At 45.0% G+C, this 19901-nt stretch carries 19 protein-coding genes; 9 read left to right on the forward strand and 10 right to left on the reverse strand.

Going from position 1 to position 19901, the window contains the following annotated elements:
* Nucleotides 1-289 precede the first annotated feature (289 nt).
* Both hetR and HFV01_RS11060 read left to right on the forward strand, forming a co-directional pair.
* Entirely contained in the window at nucleotides 290-1192 is a 903-nt protein-coding gene (hetR, locus tag HFV01_RS11055; RefSeq protein WP_008051392.1) for a heterocyst differentiation master regulator HetR, read from the forward strand.
* Nucleotides 1193-1289: 97 nt separating this feature from the next.
* A complete protein-coding gene (locus HFV01_RS11060) occupies nucleotides 1290-2588 on the forward strand; it encodes a TldD/PmbA family protein (RefSeq protein ID WP_006625204.1) in 1299 nt (432 codons plus the stop codon).
* 14 nt (nucleotides 2589-2602) lie between these two features.
* On the opposite strand, the gene HFV01_RS11065 is transcribed toward HFV01_RS11060, so the two are convergent.
* From HFV01_RS11065 to pyrH, 5 genes are all read right to left on the reverse strand, one after another.
* Nucleotides 2603-2950, reverse strand: a complete 348-nt coding sequence (locus HFV01_RS11065) for a c-type cytochrome (protein ID WP_006625205.1) — start codon at nucleotides 2948-2950, stop codon at nucleotides 2603-2605.
* Between the two features lie 36 nt (nucleotides 2951-2986).
* A complete protein-coding gene (locus HFV01_RS11070; protein WP_006625206.1) occupies nucleotides 2987-5290 on the reverse strand; it encodes a GAF domain-containing sensor histidine kinase in 2304 nt (767 codons plus the stop codon).
* 583 nt (nucleotides 5291-5873) lie between these two features.
* Nucleotides 5874-6965, reverse strand: a complete 1092-nt coding sequence (locus HFV01_RS11075; RefSeq protein ID WP_046319457.1) for a geranylgeranyl reductase family protein — start codon at nucleotides 6963-6965, stop codon at nucleotides 5874-5876.
* A gap of 79 nt (nucleotides 6966-7044) precedes the next feature.
* Nucleotides 7045-7593: a ribosome recycling factor gene (frr, locus tag HFV01_RS11080; RefSeq protein ID WP_035759499.1), complete on the reverse strand. Its 549-nt coding sequence runs from the start codon at nucleotides 7591-7593 to the stop codon at nucleotides 7045-7047.
* Nucleotides 7580-8308 carry a UMP kinase gene (gene pyrH, locus HFV01_RS11085; RefSeq protein WP_006670118.1) on the reverse strand — a complete coding sequence of 243 codons (729 nt, stop codon included), beginning with the start codon at nucleotides 8306-8308 and terminating at the stop codon, nucleotides 7580-7582. The genes frr and pyrH overlap by 14 nt, the downstream gene beginning before the upstream one ends.
* Nucleotides 8309-8581: 273 nt before the next feature.
* Between pyrH and HFV01_RS11090 the strand changes: the two genes are divergently transcribed.
* Nucleotides 8582-9709, forward strand: a complete 1128-nt coding sequence (locus tag HFV01_RS11090) for an RNA-guided endonuclease InsQ/TnpB family protein (RefSeq protein ID WP_193521085.1) — start codon at nucleotides 8582-8584, stop codon at nucleotides 9707-9709.
* A 58-nt stretch (nucleotides 9710-9767) separates the two neighbouring features.
* Here HFV01_RS11090 and HFV01_RS11095 read toward each other — a convergent pair whose 3' ends face one another.
* Nucleotides 9768-10307: a thioredoxin family protein gene (locus HFV01_RS11095; protein ID WP_006625212.1), complete on the reverse strand. Its 540-nt coding sequence runs from the start codon at nucleotides 10305-10307 to the stop codon at nucleotides 9768-9770.
* A 315-nt stretch (nucleotides 10308-10622) separates the two neighbouring features.
* On the opposite strand from HFV01_RS11095, the gene HFV01_RS30475 reads away from it, so the two are divergent.
* Nucleotides 10623-10811: a hypothetical protein gene (locus tag HFV01_RS30475; protein ID WP_071533661.1), complete on the forward strand. Its 189-nt coding sequence runs from the start codon at nucleotides 10623-10625 to the stop codon at nucleotides 10809-10811.
* A 173-nt stretch (nucleotides 10812-10984) separates the two neighbouring features.
* Here HFV01_RS30475 and speB read toward each other — a convergent pair whose 3' ends face one another.
* Nucleotides 10985-11971, reverse strand: coding sequence for an agmatinase (gene speB, locus HFV01_RS11100; protein ID WP_006625213.1), 987 nt, complete (start codon nucleotides 11969-11971; stop codon nucleotides 10985-10987).
* A gap of 99 nt (nucleotides 11972-12070) precedes the next feature.
* Here speB and HFV01_RS11105 point away from each other — a divergent pair, with 99 nt between their 5' ends.
* The 3 genes from HFV01_RS11105 (at nucleotide 12071) to HFV01_RS11115 (ending at nucleotide 15295) form a co-directional block, all read left to right on the forward strand.
* Nucleotides 12071-12727 carry a CatB-related O-acetyltransferase gene (locus HFV01_RS11105; protein ID WP_193521086.1) on the forward strand — a complete coding sequence of 219 codons (657 nt, stop codon included), beginning with the start codon at nucleotides 12071-12073 and terminating at the stop codon, nucleotides 12725-12727.
* 67 nt (nucleotides 12728-12794) lie between these two features.
* On the forward strand, nucleotides 12795-14225 hold the full coding sequence (lpdA, locus tag HFV01_RS11110) for a dihydrolipoyl dehydrogenase (RefSeq protein ID WP_035760166.1): 1431 nt from the start codon (nucleotides 12795-12797) through the stop codon (nucleotides 14223-14225).
* Between the two features lie 86 nt (nucleotides 14226-14311).
* Nucleotides 14312-15295, forward strand: a complete 984-nt coding sequence (locus HFV01_RS11115; protein ID WP_187758450.1) for an FkbM family methyltransferase — start codon at nucleotides 14312-14314, stop codon at nucleotides 15293-15295.
* Between the two features lie 61 nt (nucleotides 15296-15356).
* On the opposite strand, the gene HFV01_RS11120 is transcribed toward HFV01_RS11115, so the two are convergent.
* Together HFV01_RS11120 and HFV01_RS11125 are read right to left on the reverse strand one after the other, a co-directional pair.
* On the reverse strand, nucleotides 15357-15878 hold the full coding sequence (locus HFV01_RS11120) for a hypothetical protein (RefSeq protein ID WP_193521087.1): 522 nt from the start codon (nucleotides 15876-15878) through the stop codon (nucleotides 15357-15359).
* 41 nt (nucleotides 15879-15919) lie between these two features.
* A complete protein-coding gene (locus HFV01_RS11125; RefSeq protein ID WP_006625218.1) occupies nucleotides 15920-17014 on the reverse strand; it encodes an NAD(P)/FAD-dependent oxidoreductase in 1095 nt (364 codons plus the stop codon).
* Between the two features lie 220 nt (nucleotides 17015-17234).
* On the opposite strand from HFV01_RS11125, the gene HFV01_RS11130 reads away from it, so the two are divergent.
* Both HFV01_RS11130 and HFV01_RS11135 read left to right on the forward strand, forming a co-directional pair.
* Nucleotides 17235-18080 carry a YaaW family protein gene (locus HFV01_RS11130; protein ID WP_006625219.1) on the forward strand — a complete coding sequence of 282 codons (846 nt, stop codon included), beginning with the start codon at nucleotides 17235-17237 and terminating at the stop codon, nucleotides 18078-18080.
* 9 nt (nucleotides 18081-18089) lie between these two features.
* On the forward strand, nucleotides 18090-19388 hold the full coding sequence (locus tag HFV01_RS11135; protein ID WP_006625220.1) for an O-antigen ligase family protein: 1299 nt from the start codon (nucleotides 18090-18092) through the stop codon (nucleotides 19386-19388).
* On the opposite strand, the gene HFV01_RS11140 is transcribed toward HFV01_RS11135, so the two are convergent.
* On the reverse strand, nucleotides 19378-19803 hold the full coding sequence (locus tag HFV01_RS11140; protein WP_006625221.1) for a hypothetical protein: 426 nt from the start codon (nucleotides 19801-19803) through the stop codon (nucleotides 19378-19380). The two genes, HFV01_RS11135 and HFV01_RS11140, sit on opposite strands and share 11 nt — an antisense overlap.
* Between the last annotated feature and the right edge of the window lie 98 nt (nucleotides 19804-19901).

Consider the following 19901-nt stretch of genomic DNA (forward strand, 5'->3'; position numbering starts at 1 on the left):
GATATCTCAATCAAACTCATCTCAATTGGAAAGCCCTGAGTGCCGAGGGTGCATCCAAACTACTATATTACCGATTGAGGAAAGGCCAGGTCAGTTGTCTAATCAAATAGGTTGCGCCCGGTCATAAGTCCCCGTGGCAGACCCATACTAGCATCAGGGATAGAAACTGCGCGGTCTCCAGTCGTTTATTTATTTACTCAGCAATAGATCTGGGTAATATCACCCATTCTCACTAATGGGGATGATACCATTCATCCCATATATTATTTATGAAATTCCAGGGATTATCATGAAAAAAGATACAGATCTGATCAAAAGCCTTAGCCCCAGCGCCATGGATCAGATCATGCTTTATTTGGCTTTTAGCGCCATGAGAACCAGTGGGCATAGACATGGGGCTTTTTTAGATGCGGCGGCAACTGCGGCCAAATGTGCTATCTATACAACTTATATGGAGCAGGGTGAAAACCTCCGCATGACTGGACACCTACATCATATTGAACCCAAACGGGTGAAAGTGATTGTTGAGGAAGTGCGGGAAGCCCTGACGGAAGGGAAGCTCTTAAAAATGTTGGGTTCTACGGAACCCCGTTATCTGATTCAGTTTCCCTATGTGTGGTTAGAACAGTACCCCTGGCAACCGGGAAAAGCCAGAGTCCCCGGCACGAGCTTAACTCAAGATGAAAAACGGGTAATTGAAAGTCGTTTACCCAAGTATTTACCCGACGCTCAATTGATCAATTCTTTTCAGTTTATGGAATTGATCGAGTTTCTTCACAGACGTTCCCAAGAAGACATCGAACCTAGTAGACGGATGCCATTAAGTGAAGCCTTAACAGAACATATTAAACGGCGCTTGATCTACTCTGGCACGGTGACGAAAATAGATTCTCCTTGGGGGATGCCTTTCTATGCTCTGACCCGGGCTTCCTATTCTCCCGAAGATCAGGAAGAACGGACCTATATTATGGTGGAAGATACGGCGAGGTATTTCCGTTTAATGAAGGACTGGGCGGAACGTCAGCCCAAGGTAATGCGGGTTTTGGAAGAATTGGATATTCCGAGCGATCGCATTGAGTCGGCTTTAGAAGAGTTAGATGAGATTATTCGCCAGTGGGCCGATCGCTATCATGAGATCGGAGGTGAACCCATGGTCCTGCAAATGGTCTTTGGACCCCAGGAGACCGATTAACCCCCCTTTGGTAATCTCTCTGGAAAATAGCCGTTTTTTATGGCTCGCCACAGGGTAGGATGTAACGATGTGAAAGCTATGGCAGAATCGACCATCCATGACCCAGGACCAGATAGCCGAACAGCTTCTGGAGTTGGCGGCAAAAGCCGGAGCCGAAGTGGCGGAGGTATTCCGAGCTAGGTCCCAAGCTCGCCCCCTCTTTTTTGAAGCTAACCGACTCAAACAAATCGAACGCATTGAATCAGAGGGAATTGTTCTGCGATTGTGGCGCGATGGCCGCCCCGGATTGGCTGTCGCCCACGGTGCAGTACCCCCTCAAAAATTAGTGGAGCGAGCGATCGCCCTATCAGCCCTTAATGACCCCGAGACTATTACCATAGCTGATGGTAGTTCCCTAAATCACTATCCGGCGATCGGAAATTCTATGGAAGTAGAACAGCTTATGGCTTGGGGAAAAGAGACTATTAGCTGCATTCGAGACATTTACCCAGATATTATCTGTTCGGGAGAATGGGATTGTGAAGTAGAATCAACCCGCCTGATTAATTCCAGAGGTCTTGATTGTAGCCACACCGATACAACCCTCAGCGCATATTTGGAAACCGAATGGGTCCGGGAAAATGATTTTCTCTACATTTCCGACGGTCAGACTCAACGGGGTAGCCTTGAACCACAGTTATTGAGCCAACGCATTCTTCAACGGCTGGAATGGGCTAGGGAAAACGCATCCCCCTTGGTTGGGCGTGTCCCCATTTTATTTACCGCTAAAGCGGCAGATATGTTATGGGGTACAGTTTCCGCCGCCCTCAATGGTAAACAAGTCCTAGAAGGGTCTTCTCCGTGGAGCGATCGCCTCGGAACTCAAGTTGTGTCTACCTCCCTTACCCTCTCTCAGAAACCCGCCCTAGGGCCGTTTAGCTGCCCCTTTGATGATGAGGGAATCCCCACTCGCCCCATTGTCTTTATTCAAGATGGCATACTCAAGCTATTTTATACTGATTTAACCACTGGGCGCACCCTCGGTAGTGGCACCACAGGGAACGGGTTTCGAGCTGATTTAAATAGTTATCCCATCCCCGGATTATTCAATTTGTTAATTGAACCGGGACGCGACTCTATGCAAGACTTAATTAAACAGCTAGACCACGGTCTAATTATTGATCAGATGTTAGGATCTGGTGCCGGAATTACTGGGGAATTTTCCGTTAATGTCGATCTGGGATATCGCATTGAAAATGGTCAGGTTGTCGGTCGGGTTAAAAATACCATGGTTTCCGGAAATGTCTACACCGCCTTAAAACAAGTGGTTAGTGTGGGAGGAGATGGTAACTGGAATGGTTCCATTTATACTCCATCTCTGATTGTCGAAGGGTTATCTGTTACCGCCAGAAGTTAATCATCAACATTTGATTAACGCCAATTTTTCTCGGCTTGGTCTAAGACATAGGCGGCGACCTGTTGAATTTCCGAGACACTCAGACGGTCAGAATAAGCCGACATATTGCTTTTACCATTAGCCACAATTTCTGCGATCGCCTCTATTGAGTCGTAGCCATTCCGTTGGAGAGCCCGCTGTTTCAGATTTTTACCCCGCCTAATAATGTTACCACCACCAGCATGACAGCCCACACAGTGGACGCTAAAAATTTCCCCCCCCTTCTCAATATTCAGATTATCTGCGATCGCCTTTGGTGTCCAACAACCCCACAATAAACTAACACTCAGCAGTAAAATAGTTAACAGATTTCTCATGATCATCAATTTTTGTTAATCGCTTTCTCGTATTCCTGAGACTTACTTAGACTCGGTTGTAGGTATATTATAAGCCGGAATGGTAATCCTAAACTCTGTACCTTGACCAGGTTCTGAACAACAGTTGATTTTACCTTGGTGTTTTTCTACCACAATTTGATAGCTGATAGACAAACCTAAACCTGTACCTAATCCTACCGGTTTAGTCGTAAAGAAAGGGTCAAAGATATGAGATTGAATATTTGACGGGATTCCCGGACCGTTATCAGCTATGGAAATTTGCAAGCAATTTTTACCATTATCGATATCAGGAATTAAAGCAGTGCTAATCATGATTTGGGGTGAAAAATTATCCTCTGGATGTTCTTTAATATGAGATTCCATAGCATCTATCGCATTACTTAGCATATTCATAAACACCTGATTAAGTAATCCCGCATAGCATTCTACAGGCGGAATATCACCATAATTTTTCACGATTTCAATGGTGGGATGATGAGGTCTAGGCTTCAGACGATGTTGCAGAATTAACAGAGTGCTATCAATACCCTCGTGAATATCAACTGATTTGCGATCGGCTTGCTCAAGACGGGAAAAATTACGCAGAGATAACACCAGTTGGCGAATTCTTTGGGATCCTATCTGCATTGATGCCAGAATTTTCGGTAAGTCTTCCTGAAGAAAATCTAATTCGATTTCCGTTTCATAGCTTTCAATCTCCGGGTGTCTTTCGGGATAGTATTGATGGTAAAGGAGGATGAGTTTAAGTAAACTATCGCTATACTCGTTCACATAGCTTAAATTCCCAAAAATAAAGTTAATCGGATTATTAATTTCGTGAGCGACTCCAGCCACCAACTGACCCAGACCTGACATTTTTTCCGTTTGAATAAGTTGGCTTTGGGTACGTTTCAGTTCATCCAGAGTCTTTTCTAACTGTTCCGTTTTCGCTTGTTCATTATCTAAAGACCTTTTGAGTTCAATAGTCCGCTGCTGTACCTGTTTTTCTAGGGTACTGTTTAATTCTTGAACCTCTCGATACAGCATATATTGTTGAATAGCCATGGAAAAATGTTTCCCTAATGCTTGACCTAAGCTGATTTCATCCGCTGTCCAAGGTTGGGCTTGACCTTGTTTGAACTCCCGCCACACTTCAAATGATTGTCTGGGCATCATTTGTTTTAAACTAGGATCAAAACGTCCCGCCCAGATGGTTTCTGTGTCAATTTCATTACGAAAAATAGTTAGACATCCCAGGTTATTATGGCGGTATTGAATCGGAAATACTAACAAACCCCGAATGGCCGTAGCTTGAAAAGCTGGGGTAAAAATTCGCAGTTCTGATTCTCTATATAAATCTGTAATCGCCCAAATATTCCCCCTACAACTATCAAGCGATCGCCTACCACTGTTACACTTAAACCCCTCTCTGAGCCACTTTTGCCAGAGGGGATGTTCTTCCATGATTGATTTGGTTTCCCATGAAGGCATCGTCGGCTGTTCACCACAATAAAACACCTCCGGGGTCTTTTCAGGATGAGATTGGATATATAGTCGCCCTCCTGAACCTTGGAAGTCCTCCACAGTCGCCTCTAAAGCCGCTTGTAACTGAATCGTCGGCTGTTCATGCAGGAGAGAAGCTACCTTATTAATAGTAGCTTCTAACATCGCCTGTTTACGGGTTTTAGCCAGCATATCAGCTTGACCAATGGCTATGGTCATCTGATCGACAACTAATTGCAAAATCTGCAATTCTAATGGGGAAGTTTCCCGGGGCTCAGAGTGGTGAGAAACCAATAACCCCCACAATTGATTTGATGAGGTTGAAAACTGACCAGATCGGGATTTATCATGGTTTTGCCCCGAGTACAGAATCGGTACAACTACCGAAGACTGCACTCCCATCGCCGTCAGATAACTGATATGACAAGGGTCTACAGATCTCGATTTTATTTCTGTCGTCGGTAGCGGTTCCCCCGTTTCTGGAGAGTCTAGGGGACTTATACTTATGGTTCCAGAGTGGACATTAACTATGGTTCGCTGCCGAAGTTTTACATAGCGATCGCGTGCTTCTTGGGGAATATCATCCGCCGGAAAATGCAACCCTAGCAAAGAAGGAAGGCGATCGTCATAAATCGACTCCGCCACCACTTCACCACTCGCATCTTGATCAAATCTATAGATCATAATCCGGTCTGTTCCTAAAAATGAACGGACTTCCGCCACTGTGGCTTTCAGAATTTCTGGAAGTTCTAGTGATTGCCGAATCCTACTAATGATTCGACGTAGCAAAACTTGATGATCAAGTTGAGATTTAAGGTCTTGTGCAGTGTCCACAGTGTACATAAGTTTCCTGATTGGGGAGGCAGTTTCCAGAATCCCGTTGAGATTCTCTCTATTTAACTACAATGCTAAATTAGGTTTTACTATTTTTCACAGATATTTAGTCTGCTTTGGTGATTTAAAATTGCTGCTCTTTTCAGAACATTGGTGGCTACTACGATATGTCGATTGTAGTTATTCTAACAAAACAATGAGAGATTCCCATCCAATACCTGGCCAGGGAACTTCATTATTTCACCTTAATCTCAATCATCCACAATCGATAACTCTATGATTAGGGTTATGTTAAGTATTGTAACAAATTGTTAAGTTTTGTTGCGGAAAATTTTTTTGCTGGGGGGTGCTTGTCTTTTTGGTCGGCTTCTGGTATACTTTTAGATAATGGGAATAGTGACAATTTTGTTATTTGTGGCTAAATTTCCATTATTTAACTGTACATCAATATACTACCATTAGTTCCCGGTGCTTGTCAACCCTTAGGGCGGGGGGCGGCGAAAAATTTTTTTTTTGAAAATAAGCCCCCTGGGAGAGACTTGTGGGGGTTTAGCACAACCCCTAAATCAACAAAACTGATTCCGGGTGAAAATCAGAAAGGACTCAATTTCTTGATAGCGCGACCAGCCACATCACCATAGCGAAGGTCGCCAGAGAGGATTTTAGTCATCAACTCAGTAGCAGCAGGAACTTTAACCGCCGCCTTGTAACCAATACCAGGGAAACTGTAGAAGACACCAGCCAACCGTGAAGCCCAAACCATATCTACGCCCCATTCGGTTCGGATAATTTGGGTATATTTTTCGAGTGCGCTTTGGTCACCACCGATCGCCATATCGATCGCCTCTGCGGCTTTGATACCGGTCAAAATAGCGGGGCGGATACCTTCCCCAGAGAGGGGGTCAACAATACTAGCAGCCTCTCCGGCGATGAGAGCATTTTGACTATGAAGGGTGCGATCGCCATCCCAAAGTCGCAAAGGATGTTCAACAATAGGGGAATTAGGATTTAGCCCCAAGGCTTTCAGGTATTGGCTCAAATCTTGGCTCAAATTTTTAGGTTCTTTTCCCCGGAAAGTAGTAGTGCTAACCGTGTAACCATCAGCCTTGGGAAACCCCCACAGACTGCCATTTTTCACCATACCAAATTCAAAAGTTGGCACATCTGATAATTGAGTAGCTTCCGTGACCATAGCCAGTCGGGGATTAGACTGTTTGAGGCGTAACCATGAAGCCACAGAGCCTTTTGCGCCATCTGCTGCAATCAGATATCGACCTGTGAGGGTTTCACCATTAGCAGTAGTTAATTGCCAACTGTCGCCTTTAAACTCAATAGCAGTAACTTCCGTATTAGGTTGGAAACTAGCGCCTTGATCTTGAGCCTGCTGGATAAGGAAAGCATCAAACACATCTCGGCGGACCATCCACATAGGTTTTGATATAGCAGTTTCGGCGGGGTCAGCCAGTTTGAAAGTGTAACGGATTTTATCAACAGTAGTGGATATGGCGGGAGTAAAATCAAAATCAAACCAGGCGGCGATCGCCGGAGAAACCCCACCACCACAGGGTTTATTTCGCGGCCAGGAGTTTTTTTCGACCACCAGAGGATTGCGCCCGCGTTTAGCGAGATGATAAGCCGCCGCCCCACCAGCGGGACCAGCTCCAACAATGATACAGTCAAACATAAATTTCCGTGATTAACCTTTGTTTACATCAAGGGGGGGTTGCGGGTGGTTTTGGGGGATGAACCCCCAAGAGAATACATCAGACGGTCATAATATCCTTTTCTTTGGCTTCGAGTAGTTCATCGACCTTGGCTGTGTATTTATCGGTGAGTTTTTGAATTTTGTCTTGAATATCGCGGGATTCATCCTCGGAGATATCCCCGTTTTTTTCTTGTTTGCGAACGGAGTCGATCGCATCTCGGCGGATATTACGAACTGAGACCCGGCCTTCTTCGGCATATTTTCCGGCAAGTTTGACAAATTCTTGGCGGCGTGCTTCCGTCAGCGGCGGAATATTCAGACGTACAACTGAGCCATCGTTATTAGGTGTCAGTCCCACGTCTGACATAGAAATAGCTTTCTCAATGTTGTTAAGAGAATTGCGATCGAAAGGTTGAATAGTAATAGTCGAAGCATCAGGAGTGCTGATACTTGCCAAAGATTTAAGAGGAGTCGGACTCCCGTAGTATTCTACGGTAATCCGGTCTAATAGGGAAGCATTAGCGCGTCCGGTGCGAATCGTATTAAAAGATCGCCCCGTAGATTCTAAGGCTTTTTTCATCAGGTTTTCAACATCAGCTAACTTCACAAGAACCTCCGACATAAGTTCCAACAGTTTCACCGACCACAGCCCGGCCAATATTGCCACGCTCAGTCAGGTTAAATACAATAATAGGAAGATTATTTTCTTTGCACAGGGCGATCGCCGTACTATCCATCACCCGTAGGTCATGGGTCAGCACATAGCCATAGGTAAGAGTATTATAGCGACGAGCATCAGGATTAACTGCCGGGTCACAATCATAAATTCCATCTACCTTAGTGGCTTTAAAAATCACCTCTGCGTCAATTTCCGCCGCCCGCAGTGCGGCTGTGGTGTCCGTGGTAAAAAACGGATTACCCGAACCCGCCCCAAAAATCACCACCCGGTTTAGTTCCAAATGGCGAATAGCTTTGCGGCGGATGTAGGGTTCAGCCACTTCCTGCATAGCGATCGCCGTTTGTACACGAGTCGGCACACCTATTTGTTCTAGGGCATCTTGTAAGGTGATCGCATTCATCACTGTAGCAATCATACCCACATAGTCTGCGGTTGCCCTATCCATTCCCGCAGAAGCCGCTTTCATTCCTCGGAAGATATTACCGCCGCCCACCACAATGGCTACCTGCACCCCTTTATTGACCACATCAGCAACTTCCTGGGCGATTTCCTGAACCACAATCGGGTCTATGCCATATCCCAGGCTACCCATAAGGGCTTCACCGCTGAGTTTCAGTAAGATCCGTTTATATTTTGTCCCCATTTAGATCCCCTATTGACAATGGCTATATCCCATCTACGGATTACGCAGATATAAGGTTCGGTCCCAATTCAAGATACCAGAAAGCTGTTATTAATCTCAGGTTTTTTGTGAGAGCCAGAATTTAATCCAAGATTTGCTTGACATCTTAGGACAATAAGGTACAATACCTAAAAAGATTCGCAACTCAATAATGAGTATACGGTCAAACCCTAGACCATGCCAAATTTCCCTGACGACATACTCATCAAGTCGGATTCATGGTAAAATCCAATCATGCCTTACAAAGCTTTCCGGACAAAACTAAAACTCAATGACCGTCATCGCACCTTGATGGCCAAACACGCGGGTTATGCTCGGTTCGTGTTTAATTGGGGATTACACTTATGGAGGTCAGCTTATGAAGAGGGACTCAAGCCTAACGTCAACTCCATCAAAAAGGTTTTTACTCATTATGTGAAACCTCAATATCCTTGGATGTCCGAATTTTCTTCTAGAGTTGATCAATATGCCTTCATTAATCTAGGCGACGCCTTTAAGCGCTTCTTCAAAGGAATAAGCAGTTATCCTAAATTTAAGAAGAAAGGCTACCATGATAGCTTTACCCTTGACAATTGTGGCAAACCATTCAAGTTGTCAGGAACTCGCCATAAGCTGCCTTTTGTGGGCTGGGTTTCTACATTTGAGGCACAACCCGAAAGTTGGGTTAAGAAAGTCACTATAACGCGCCAAGCAGGTGACTGGTATATGAGCTTTTTCGTAGAAATCACGCCAGAAATTACACCGAAATATCGAGAGAGAATCGGGGTTGACCTAGGAATTAACAATTTGGCGACTTGCTCCGATGGGACCCAATTCTCTAATCCCAAGGCTTATAAAGCAACGACCAAAAAACTAGCTCGATTACAACGTCATTTAAGTCGCAAAGTCAAAGGCTCGAAAAATTGGGCTAAATGTCTTTTAAAAGTTCAAAAGCTACATCAAAGAGTAGCAAACATTCGGCGGGACACGATTCATAAAATAACTACTTTCTTGGCTAAGAACCACAGCCAAGTAGTCATTGAAGATTTGAATGTGTCAGGTATGCGGAAAAATCATGGTTTGGCGGGTTCGATCGCTGATGCTTCATTTTATGAGTTCCGTCGTCAACTAGGTTACAAGGCAGAACGTTATGGTTCAAAGTTGATTATTGCCGATAGATTTTATCCATCCAGTCAACTGTGTTCTAATTGCGGTTATCGTCAAAAAATGCCCCTAGTCCGTCGGACTTTTGAATGTCCAAACTGTGGCCTGAAGATTGATAGAGATTTGAACGCCAGTATAAATTTAGAAAAATCGCCTGGTTCCGACGATTACACTTGTGGACGGGGTGCTGCCGACAGTCCCGGACGAAGCCAGAAATAAACATCAAGATCCGGCTATGTCCGGTTTTGTTTAAGTTTTATAGAGCAGCAGGGAACCATCATCTTCGCCATTGAATCGGACTACCAATAGGGGGGGTAGTTTCCGGGGCGATCGCTTCTCTAGCCAATAATTGAGATACTGCATTTTTGAGATAGTTGATAGTTAACGCTTCTGGGGATTCTGGATTATCATCGATGCCCCCTCGGTAGCGCAAAATTCCCTGGTTATCCAGCACAAAGGCTTCCGGGGTAGTTTCCGTGCCAAAACAGTGAGCCACGTCCTGGGTCACATCCCGAATATATGGAAAATTCAGATCATGTTCTTGGGCAAAGATTTTCATCTGCTCAAAGCTGTCAGACGGCGATTGTAATGGGTCATTAGCATTAATCCCCACTATAGTCGCTCCCACCGTTTGCAAATAGGTTTGCAGTGCCTTCATTCTCCCCAAATAAGATTGAACGTAGGGGCAGGAATTGGACATAAAGATAACTATGACAACCTGAAACCTTTGCAGATAGCGGGCTAGGTGGTGAACTTCGTCATCCACCCCAGGTAATTCAAAGTCAGGAGCATAGCTGTTAATCAGAGTACCTTTCATAATCTTCCTCCGAGAAACCCCATCCCCTCGTGGGTGGGTCGGGACAGGAGTGGCAATTTAGCGAGGTTAAATACCCCCGAAATTGCCCATTCAATAGCCATAAGCGTAGCCATCCTTTTTGTATAGCTGTACAGTATTTGTGGCTGATGCCTTGCACCAGCCCCTCGCAGTGGTCACATTGAAGCTACCACTGGAGCGAATCCCCACAGAACCCAAATAGGTTCGGATCTTTTTACCTGCACCCGCCACTGTCTTGACCATATCACCAGTCTGAAAGCCTTGCACGAACTTGAATCCCGTGCCATTGAACTTGCTTTGGCTCCCACTGCTTGTCTTCCGCGTGCGTCACGTAAAACTCCTGGGAGGGTTGGAAGCTCCGTGATTTATCGCGGAGAGGAAAACCGACTCAAGCGGATGACCGCCGCCAGCACCCCCTTGCTCCATGGAGGGGTATGGTTGCCCCTCCATGGAGCTATGGTTGGCTCCGACTCCCTTGCGGGGTAATGTTTGCGCTTGCGCTAACGCGCACGCTGCGCGAACGCTAATGTTCAGAGTCGGTACTTTCCAAATCGCACTGTCTTAACCCCTTAGGACTGTTTAACGATTTGGTTCATGAGCCTGGAACTAGCACGCATTCCAGGGTAGGAACTTTAACTCTTGCTCGCTCACGTAGCCAGTTAAGGCTTAAGCTGGTCAGCTACCTGAAAGCGGGGGGCACGAAGCCCCCGTGCTTCAGCCGGGGGTGCTGACTGAATCCAACCTTTGGCTAATGCCTGATACCCTACCAGTTTATAGACCAGTTTGGCGGCGGTAAATTCAGAAACTACCGAATCCACAACAGGTGCTAATTCCATTACATCACAGCCAATCACTTCCTGGGATATAAATAACTGTCGCAGAAAGGCAATTAAATCATACCAGGAAAGTCCTCCGGGTTCTGGTGTGCCTACTCCGGGTATGATGCTGGGGTCGATACCGTCTAGGTCTATGGTCAGAAATACTCGCTTTGTAGGTATACTGGCGATCGCTTTTTGTATCCAATCAGACCCCCTGGCAATTTCGCGACCCCAAATTACCTTCATTTCCTGATCCCGAATTAGATCGGCTTCCGCTTTACAGATACTACGAATCCCTATTTGTACGGTCGGTAAACCCATCTCCACCACTCTACGCATCACACAAGCATGATTGTAGATAGACCCTTCGTATTCGTGGCGTAGGTCACCGTGAGCATCGATTTGGACTACTGTAAATGGTTCCGTTGAGCTTTGGCGGTAGGCTTCCACTACTCCCGCCGTGATGCCATGTTCCCCCCCCAGCGCAATCACAAACTTACCTTGATCAGCTAGAGATTTTACCGTCTCTGTGGTCACGCGCAGCATTTCCTCCAGTGACACCGACTGGCTCTCGCGGGTATCGGCAATGGCTTCATGGGTGTAAATTCCGACGATTAAGCCGATTTCCGCTTCCAGTTCATCATCATAGCATTCCAGTTGTTGGGAGGCTTCTAAGATGGCTCCCGGCCCGTTTTCGCACCCTTTGCGATAAGTGGTGGTGGCTTCAAAGGGAATTGGTAAAATGGCTACTTTGTCGGTTTTCTGGTTCGGGACAATTTCCGAGCCTAAAAAGTCCACAACTGATTTGGCTGTAATGGTTGATTGCATATTTTGGGTTTACTTGAGATTTTTGGGGCTCTCGGTACTATATAAATAATTTTGCCACGAATTTTGAATGTTCCACTAAAAATTAACACCTCAACTATCATGACCACCAACGAAGAATGGGGACCCGACCCTAACCTAACCTATCCTTTACCTGGTTATCGGCGGTTGTGCTTTCTCAAGAATATTATCAAAAATCCCAATATTATTGTGGGAGATTACACCTACTATGATGATTTTGACCATCCCGAAAACTTTGAGAAAAATGTGCGCTATCACTTTGACTTTATCGGGGATAAATTAATTATTGGCAAATTTTGTGCGATCGCCAGTGATGTAGAATTTATTATGAATGGCGCTAACCATTGTTTAGATAATTTTACCACCTATCCTTTTGAAATCTTCGGTCATGGTTGGCAAAAAGTCCAGCCTGATTCCGAATACAGTCGAGGAGATACCATTATTGCAAATGATGTTTGGATAGGCTACAAAGCTACTATTATGCCCGGCATTAAAGTCGAAAATGGGGCAATAATAGCGGCTCATTCTGTAGTAACTAAGAATGTAGAACCCTATACGATTGTCGGTGGTAATCCCGCCAAAATCATTCGTAAATGCTTCCCGGATGAAGTAATAGAACAATTACAAAAATTGTCCTGGTGGGATTGGGAAGCCGCAAAAATTACCGCCCATCTTGAGGTTTTAGCGAGTGGAAATATAGACAAATTGCGAGAATTGTCCTCAGATGGTCTTGTCTGATGTACCCTTTCTGGTTAACAATGATTGTGAAAATGATTGTGAATATAATCGCACCAGGAGAGTGATTGTGAGCCAAGGTTTTGATTATGATTTGGTAATTATTGGCGCGGGTGTGGGAGGACATGGGGCGGCTATCCACGCCGTCAACTGCGGCTTAAAGACCGCAATTGTGGAAGCCGACCTAATGGGGGGAACCTGTGTTAACCGTGGCTGTATCCCCTCTAAAGCCTTATTAGCGGCTTCTGGAAGGGTGCGGGAACTTCGTAACGCCCACCATTTGCAGTCCCTGGGAATTCAGGTGGGGGCGGTTAATTTCGATCGCCAAACTATTGCTAACCACGCCGAAAATATTGTTACTAAACTGCGATCGGATTTAACTAATAGCCTTAAACGCCTGAAAGTCGATACATTTCATGGCTGGGGTAAGGTGGCTGGACCGCAAAAAGTGGCGATCGCTACTGGGGACGGTGAAAAAATTATCACCGCTAAGGATATCATTCTCGCCCCCGGTTCTGTCCCCTTTGTACCCCCAGGTATTGAAATTGACCATCAAACCGTTTTTACCAGTGATGATGCTTTGAAATTGTCATCACTACCACAATGGATTGCTATTGTGGGGAGTGGCTATATTGGTTTGGAATTTGCCGATATTTATACGGCTTTGGGCTGTGAAGTTACCATGATTGAAGCCCTCGATAATTTGATGCCTACTTTTGACCCCGATATTGCTAAATTGGCTGAACGAGTCCTTCTGTCATCCCGCGATGTCGAAACTTTCTCTGGTAAATTAGCCCTGAAAGTGACTCCCGGTTCTCCCGTGTTAATTGAACTGGCTGACGCGAAAACTAAACAGGTCGAACAGGTTTTGGAAGTTGATGCTTGTTTGGTGGCTACTGGTCGCATTCCTGTTAGTAAAAATATGGGATTGGAAACTGTCGGGGTGGAAACTCAAAGGGGATTTATTCCCGTTGACAATTATTTGGGGGCCCTCTCCGGGACGAAACGAGTACCACATCTATGGGCGATTGGTGATGTTACTGGTAAAATGATGTTAGCCCATGCTGCATCAGCCCAAGGAGTCGCAGTAGTGGAAACTATCTGTGGACGCGATCGCCAAGTCGATTATCTCAGTATTCCGGCTGCTGCTTTTACTCACCCAGAAATTAGTTATGTGGGTATGACTGAACCCGCCGCTAAAGAGTTGGGTAAATCTCAAGGCTTTGAGGTGGCTACTGTCAAAAGCTATTTTAAGGGTAATTCTAAGGCGATCGCTGAGGTCGATACTGAGGGAGTTGCTAAGGTTATTTACCGCCAAGATACCGGGGAACTCCTGGGAGTTCATATCTTTGGCCTCCATGCTTCCGATTTGATTCAAGAGGCTGCTAATGCGATCGCTCTCCGTCAATCTGTCAATACCTTAACCTTTTTAGTCCACACCCACCCGACTTTATCAGAAGTTCTTGATGAAGCCTACAAGCGGGCTGCTACTATTGGATAATCGATAATCCTGTAGGTTGCGTCAATTATGGCGCACCCTACACACCCGATTAGATGTTATTAAAGCGCGGATTTGAGATTACCAAAATGTCCTTTTTTATACCTACTTTCAAACAATGGGGTTATTTAGATTCTATTCATCTCACCCTCTGTATTGTCGGGTCGCGGAAAATAGATGAGTTTGCTGATTTGGATTATTCCCGCCAAGGTTGGGAAATCTTTGCCCCGAATTTGACTATTTATGGCTTTGATGCTGACCAAGAAGCCTGCGATCGCCGTAATGCTGAACTCGCTTCTCAAAATATTAATTGGACTGAAAAACATATCCCCCTCGCACTCTGGAATCACTGTCAAGGTGCTTGTTTATATGTTACTCAACATCCAGGTTGTTGTTCCCTATATCCCCCTAATGATGTCGTGATTGACCGATTATCAGAATATAGCGATCGCCATAAGTTAATCTCCACTACTCAGGTCGCTACCACTACATTGGATAATTTTTTTGCCAATTTAGCACATCCCATTGATTTTATACAATTGGATGTACAAGGGGGAGAATTGAATGTTTTACTCGGAGGTAAAAATCACATTATCCCTGATGTCCTCGCCGCCGTAGTGGAGGTGAATTTTATTGAATTATACAAGCATCAACCTCTGTTTGCAGATGTTGATCAATATCTGAGAAACTCCGAATTTACTTTGTTTGATATCGGTCAAAAATGGCATGGCTTGCGACAAGGAATTAGTCTCATGTCCCGACAACATCGCGGACAGTTTGTCTGGACTGATGGCTATTATTTCCGTGATTTAATTCGACCTGACCAAAATCATCATCTCAAAACCCCAGACCGGATTCTTAAATTAGCCTGCTTGGCTGATATGTTGAGTTTTTATGATTATGCTTTGGAACTTTTGGGCTATTTAACTAAGCGATATGGTGTTAGCGATCGCCGTTACAATTTTGCTGATTGTATTATTCAAGTTTTGGAAAACAATCCCGAAGCTGTCAAGCATGGAATTAATACTATTCCTTTTGTGAATGAACTCCGAAAATACACCTATCTTACCTGATAGTTGTGTCCGCCACAATTCCTAAATTTTACCCCCAAGGTGGGGGTTTTTAGGAGGCAGATCAGTTCATCAAATTAACCTGTAAAAACTGAGTTTCATGGTTTCTCAAATTCGGAAATTTATCGAGACAGACTTGATTAAAAAAGCCCGATGATCTTTCAATTTCAATTAAATCTCGTCCTTCCACATATCCCCCCAGACGCAAAATAAATTCCAGGCTGCAATTAACCCCTGATTCTGGTATATCTTGAGTAGCGATCGCTAACAGGATAATCTTTTGAGAGTTGAGATCCATTTGAAATCGGCGGATATGGGATTGATTCCAATTAGCGGTTGTAGGTTCAGTATTAAAGCCATTATAAGTAGCCACAAAACTGGTTAACTCTTGCTGTTCTAACATTCCATTATTGTTGGCATCATATCCGGTAAATTTTCCTTGCAGAATCCCCCCTTGAAACTCAGTCGAGAAGCTATAGGTTTGGGGTGAGTTAGCCTGGGCGCGAATTAATCCACCCATAGCCAATACTAAAGCAGTAGCCCACAATAAGTAATGTTTGAAGCCAAATAATTTGGGGTAACTCATTATATACTGTAACCAAACGGGACTAAATCGAGATAAGCACCCTAATCAGCAGCCAATAATTGCCAGATTTGTTCACCAGGCAATCGGCGTTTTTGTAACTGGGAATTAACCCAATCAGCCGCCGCCATTCCTGATTCTAACACACCATTAATAGATTTGGGGCTGCACCAATCTCCGGCCCCCACCAAAGGCAGGGGGGTTATAGTAGTTATACAGGGAGTCGATAAAGATTCTTGACAAAAAGCATAACGCCATCGGTGAACCTGCATCCATTCGGGGGAGTTTAACCAAGAAAATAAGCGATCGCTGGCAGTTTGTAGGAGAATCCTTCCGGGGGTTTCTAAGTCCGTGACATCAAGATATTGGCGGGCAAATTCCGGGGTACTATGGAAAACCAAAATAGGTGTTTTGGGGTTCTGGCGGCGGCTACTGTCCAAACTGACCCACTCCAGGCGATCGCCTTCGGGAAATTCTACCCCTTTCCAGAGGGGATTTCTGTTCTCTAATGCTGCCCATTTATCCTCACCATAACCCGCCATAACTGCCAGAGAGGGATTATAGTTAAGCGATCGTATTTGTGCCACCAGCGCCGCCGGAATTTGGGCTGCCGGAGATTCTAATAAAATTAACGCTTGGGGGGCTGGAATAGCTACAACTGCCGCTTTAGCCGCGATATTTTGGGGAGTTTCCGGGTAGTTATCAGCCGTTATTGCTAAATCCAAAAACCAGCAGCCATTATCCTGGGGAGTAATTGACTCTACCCGGCGACCAAACCAAATATCCAAATCAGCCGCTAAGAATTTACCCACCCCATTCATTCCCTGGGGACAAATATAAAGGCGCTGCATTGGTGAGGGGTGAAATTCTCCCGACCGAAACTGATAAATCGTATCAGTCCACAGTTGCAGATCCGACCCCATAGCCGTGATTAACTTTCCCACAGTCTCCCCAGTAGGTTGGAGATACCGTAAACCATGATCAACCCGATCTCCGCCTACCCGACGAGTAGCTGCGCGTCCCCCAACTCCCCGAGACTTCTCCACAACTACCACCGAATATCCACCCCGCCGCAATTGTTGGGCGCAAATTAACCCGGCAATCCCAGCACCAATCACAATTATATCAACTTGGGTCATAATCAAAATGGCAATAGTAGATACTTTTCCGAAATCTGGTGAATGAGGTTAGCCAGGGGACTCCATGCCTAGGGAACACCATTACTTTGATGTCAATCATATTGATTGACTCTATGGCTACCGTCAAGAGTTCCCTACACTCCTGTTTAACTTTTGATAGCCGGGCAGAGAGTAAAATATATAATTATGGTATCATCTGGGGCTGAGGAGGGCATCGATTTTGGATGAACTGAGAACAGCATTAGAATTGGCAACAGAAGATGAGTTAGAGCAGTTGACTGAACTTCTATTTAGCCGTCGGTTTAACCCGTTGGATTATGTTAACACACCCCAACCTATTGACGTACAGAGTCGCGATCGCGATGCGTGGTTGGATTCTTTGGAACAACGTTTCCGTTATTTGGCTGCCGACGGAATGACTGTCTTGAGGGGAAAAACCCAACAAGTCACCTATCGTCAAACCTTGATCCAGGTTTGTCGGTATCTCAAGATTCCCTATTCCAGACAACTGTCTACTACTGATTTGGAGGCGGAAATTTTTCTTTCCCTCTTGGGTCGCGCTTGGGACCGTCTCCCCGTATCTGAACAGCAAGACCTGACCCGTCGTGTACAAGAGGCCTTAGCTAAATCTAAACCTATGCAGCCTTTGCCGATGTCTGTACAGAAAGACCCTTTAGGGTTGCTGTTTAAAGCCGGAAGCGCTGTAGCTATTAGTTCTGTAGTCAGACCTGTTATTCTAGGGCATATTGCCCATCAGTTTGCTTTGCATTTTGCTAAATATCAAGTCGCGCGCCAAACCTTAATTCAAGGGGGGACAGTGGCTGCTACCCAAATTCAGGGACATCTCGCGGCCCAGGCTGCTAATCGGGGTATGGCTTTGACCGCCGCCCGTTATGGCGCTACCCGCAGTATTTTGGGGTTTTTGGGTCCCGTGTTGTGGACTTGGTTTTTAGCCGACCTCGGTTGGCGCGCCATTGCTACTAATTATGCGAGGATTATTCCGACTATTTTTGCATTGGCGCAAATTCGGTTAACTCGTGGCGACTATAGTTGGCAAATGGTGTAATGGTTTGATATGACCTGGAAGTGGTTCCCAACTCACAGCGATCGCTCTTTACAAACTGCCTGGAATTGCATACAGTTGGGAGTGTTAGCCTTGCCCCTATTGCCTAATTTAGGGGCTATTGCCATCTTTGTAGCCGTCATTACTACCCTTAAACACAGATATCAACAGATACTTAATCTACCTAAAATCCGAGGCTTATTAGGATTAGCTGGACTGTTACTGTTAACCGTTATTTTTGCCGAAAATCCAGTTGAGGCAATTTTGGGCACTGCTAATTTTATCCCCTATTTTATCGTCTTTGCTGCTGTAGCAATCCTCCTTGAGAATTTTGCACAACTTCGATGGCTGTCTTGGTTATTGATTTTACCCGGAATTCCTATTGTGATTTTGGGTTGGGGACAGCAATTTCTGGGTTGGTCCGGTATCGAACTATTACAAAGTGTTTTAGGCTGGGTATTAGCACCAGGAGGAAACCCACAAGGGCGGATGGCTTCTGTGTTCATGTATGCGAATATTTTGGCTGCTTATTTAGTCATTGTTTTCGCCTTTTCTTTGGGTTTGCTAGTCGCAGAATTAGGGTTAATAACTGATGTAAATTATGAAAAACACGGGATTTTAACTAATGTTAATCCTCGATTTTTGCTGGTAACTGCTGCTACTACAACTCTACTTTCCGGGTTGGGTTTAATTGTCACTAACTCCCGTAATGCTTGGATTGTGGGGGTTTGTGTTAGTTTAGCATACGCCATATATTTGGGTTGGAATTGGTTGTTAGGGTTGGTCGGTGTAGTTGTGGCTGCGGTGTTGGGGGCTGCTTTTGCACCTTCTCCTCTTCGGGATAGTTTACGGGTAATTATTCCAGGCTATTTTTGGCAAAGATTAACCGATGAAAATTTCGATCGCCCCCTAGAAACTCTCAGGATAACTCAGTGGCGATTTACTTGGGAAATGACCCGACAACGACCAATTACTGGCTGGGGTTTGCGAAATTTTACCCCCGTTTATGAAGCCCAAATGAATGTTTGGATGGGACACCCCCACAGTCTACCATTAATGATGATGGCGGAAGTCGGTATTCCGATAACTATAGCTTTTTGGGCTGGGGTGGGATGGGTATTAGTAGATGGGGTAAAATTGATGGGGCGACCCTATTTAACTAAAGGCGATCGCCTAGTTTTATTTAGTTATATCGTAGCATTTGGGGCCTGTGTTTTATTTAACTTAGCCGATGTCACCATATTTGATTTTCGGGTGAATCTGTTAGGATGGTTACTGTTGGCGGGTATTTATGGGGTAACTAAGAATTAGTCTCCCGGGTTTTCTCTTCTGGGGAAGTCACAATTTCTTGAATTTGGTCTAAAGTTTTAACTACCAGTCGTTTCGCTTGTAGTTTCCATCCTAATTGCTGAATCGAAAAAGCCGCATAAAACCCCACCGCTGTAGCGATAAAATCCAGAGGCTGTGACCAGGAAATTCCGAACAATAGACCTAAGCCACCAATTCCCCAAAATGGCAAAGCTACCATTTGCCGATTTTCTTCCACTAATTTCGCCAAAAAATTATTAGGTATTTCCGCCATAATTTCTTCGCGGATTTTATGCTGTTGGGGATAGGGAACTGCAAAGCTAAATTTACGGCGCAGTTTCTCCATTTTGCGGGCTTCTGTACTATACTCCGTTAATTCATCTTCTGCCATTAAAATCAGTTGTTCTTTTTGACTCATGGTGCTTTGGTTGTTAAAATTTATGACCTGTCACCACCATAAACCCTACCGGATATTTTGGCAAGCGGGAAATCTGATCACCCGGAAAAAAAGCCCTA

Source organism: Limnospira fusiformis SAG 85.79 (assembly GCF_012516315.1).
Taxonomy (GTDB): domain Bacteria; phylum Cyanobacteriota; class Cyanobacteriia; order Cyanobacteriales; family Microcoleaceae; genus Limnospira; species Limnospira fusiformis.

Excerpts from the sequence above, each read along its gene's own strand:
- hetR (WP_008051392.1), top strand. The coding sequence starts at position 290 with ATGAAAAAAGATACAGATCTGATCAAAAGCCTTAGCCCCAGCGCCATG.
- HFV01_RS11060 (WP_006625204.1), top strand. The coding sequence starts at position 1,290 with ATGACCCAGGACCAGATAGCCGAACAGCTTCTGGAGTTGGCGGCAAAA.
- HFV01_RS11065 (WP_006625205.1), bottom strand. The coding sequence starts at position 2,950 with ATGATCATGAGAAATCTGTTAACTATTTTACTGCTGAGTGTTAGTTTA.
- HFV01_RS11070 (WP_006625206.1), bottom strand. The coding sequence starts at position 5,290 with ATGTACACTGTGGACACTGCACAAGACCTTAAATCTCAACTTGATCAT.
- HFV01_RS11075 (WP_046319457.1), bottom strand. The coding sequence starts at position 6,965 with ATGTTTGACTGTATCATTGTTGGAGCTGGTCCCGCTGGTGGGGCGGCG.
- pyrH (WP_006670118.1), bottom strand. The coding sequence starts at position 8,308 with ATGGGGACAAAATATAAACGGATCTTACTGAAACTCAGCGGTGAAGCC.
- HFV01_RS11090 (WP_193521085.1), top strand. The coding sequence starts at position 8,582 with ATGCCTTACAAAGCTTTCCGGACAAAACTAAAACTCAATGACCGTCAT.
- HFV01_RS11095 (WP_006625212.1), bottom strand. The coding sequence starts at position 10,307 with ATGAAAGGTACTCTGATTAACAGCTATGCTCCTGACTTTGAATTACCT.
- speB (WP_006625213.1), bottom strand. The coding sequence starts at position 11,971 with ATGCAATCAACCATTACAGCCAAATCAGTTGTGGACTTTTTAGGCTCG.
- HFV01_RS11105 (WP_193521086.1), top strand. The coding sequence starts at position 12,071 with ATGACCACCAACGAAGAATGGGGACCCGACCCTAACCTAACCTATCCT.
- HFV01_RS11115 (WP_187758450.1), top strand. The coding sequence starts at position 14,312 with ATGTCCTTTTTTATACCTACTTTCAAACAATGGGGTTATTTAGATTCT.
- HFV01_RS11120 (WP_193521087.1), bottom strand. The coding sequence starts at position 15,878 with ATGAGTTACCCCAAATTATTTGGCTTCAAACATTACTTATTGTGGGCT.
- HFV01_RS11125 (WP_006625218.1), bottom strand. The coding sequence starts at position 17,014 with ATGACCCAAGTTGATATAATTGTGATTGGTGCTGGGATTGCCGGGTTA.
- HFV01_RS11135 (WP_006625220.1), top strand. The coding sequence starts at position 18,090 with ATGACCTGGAAGTGGTTCCCAACTCACAGCGATCGCTCTTTACAAACT.
- HFV01_RS11140 (WP_006625221.1), bottom strand. The coding sequence starts at position 19,803 with ATGAGTCAAAAAGAACAACTGATTTTAATGGCAGAAGATGAATTAACG.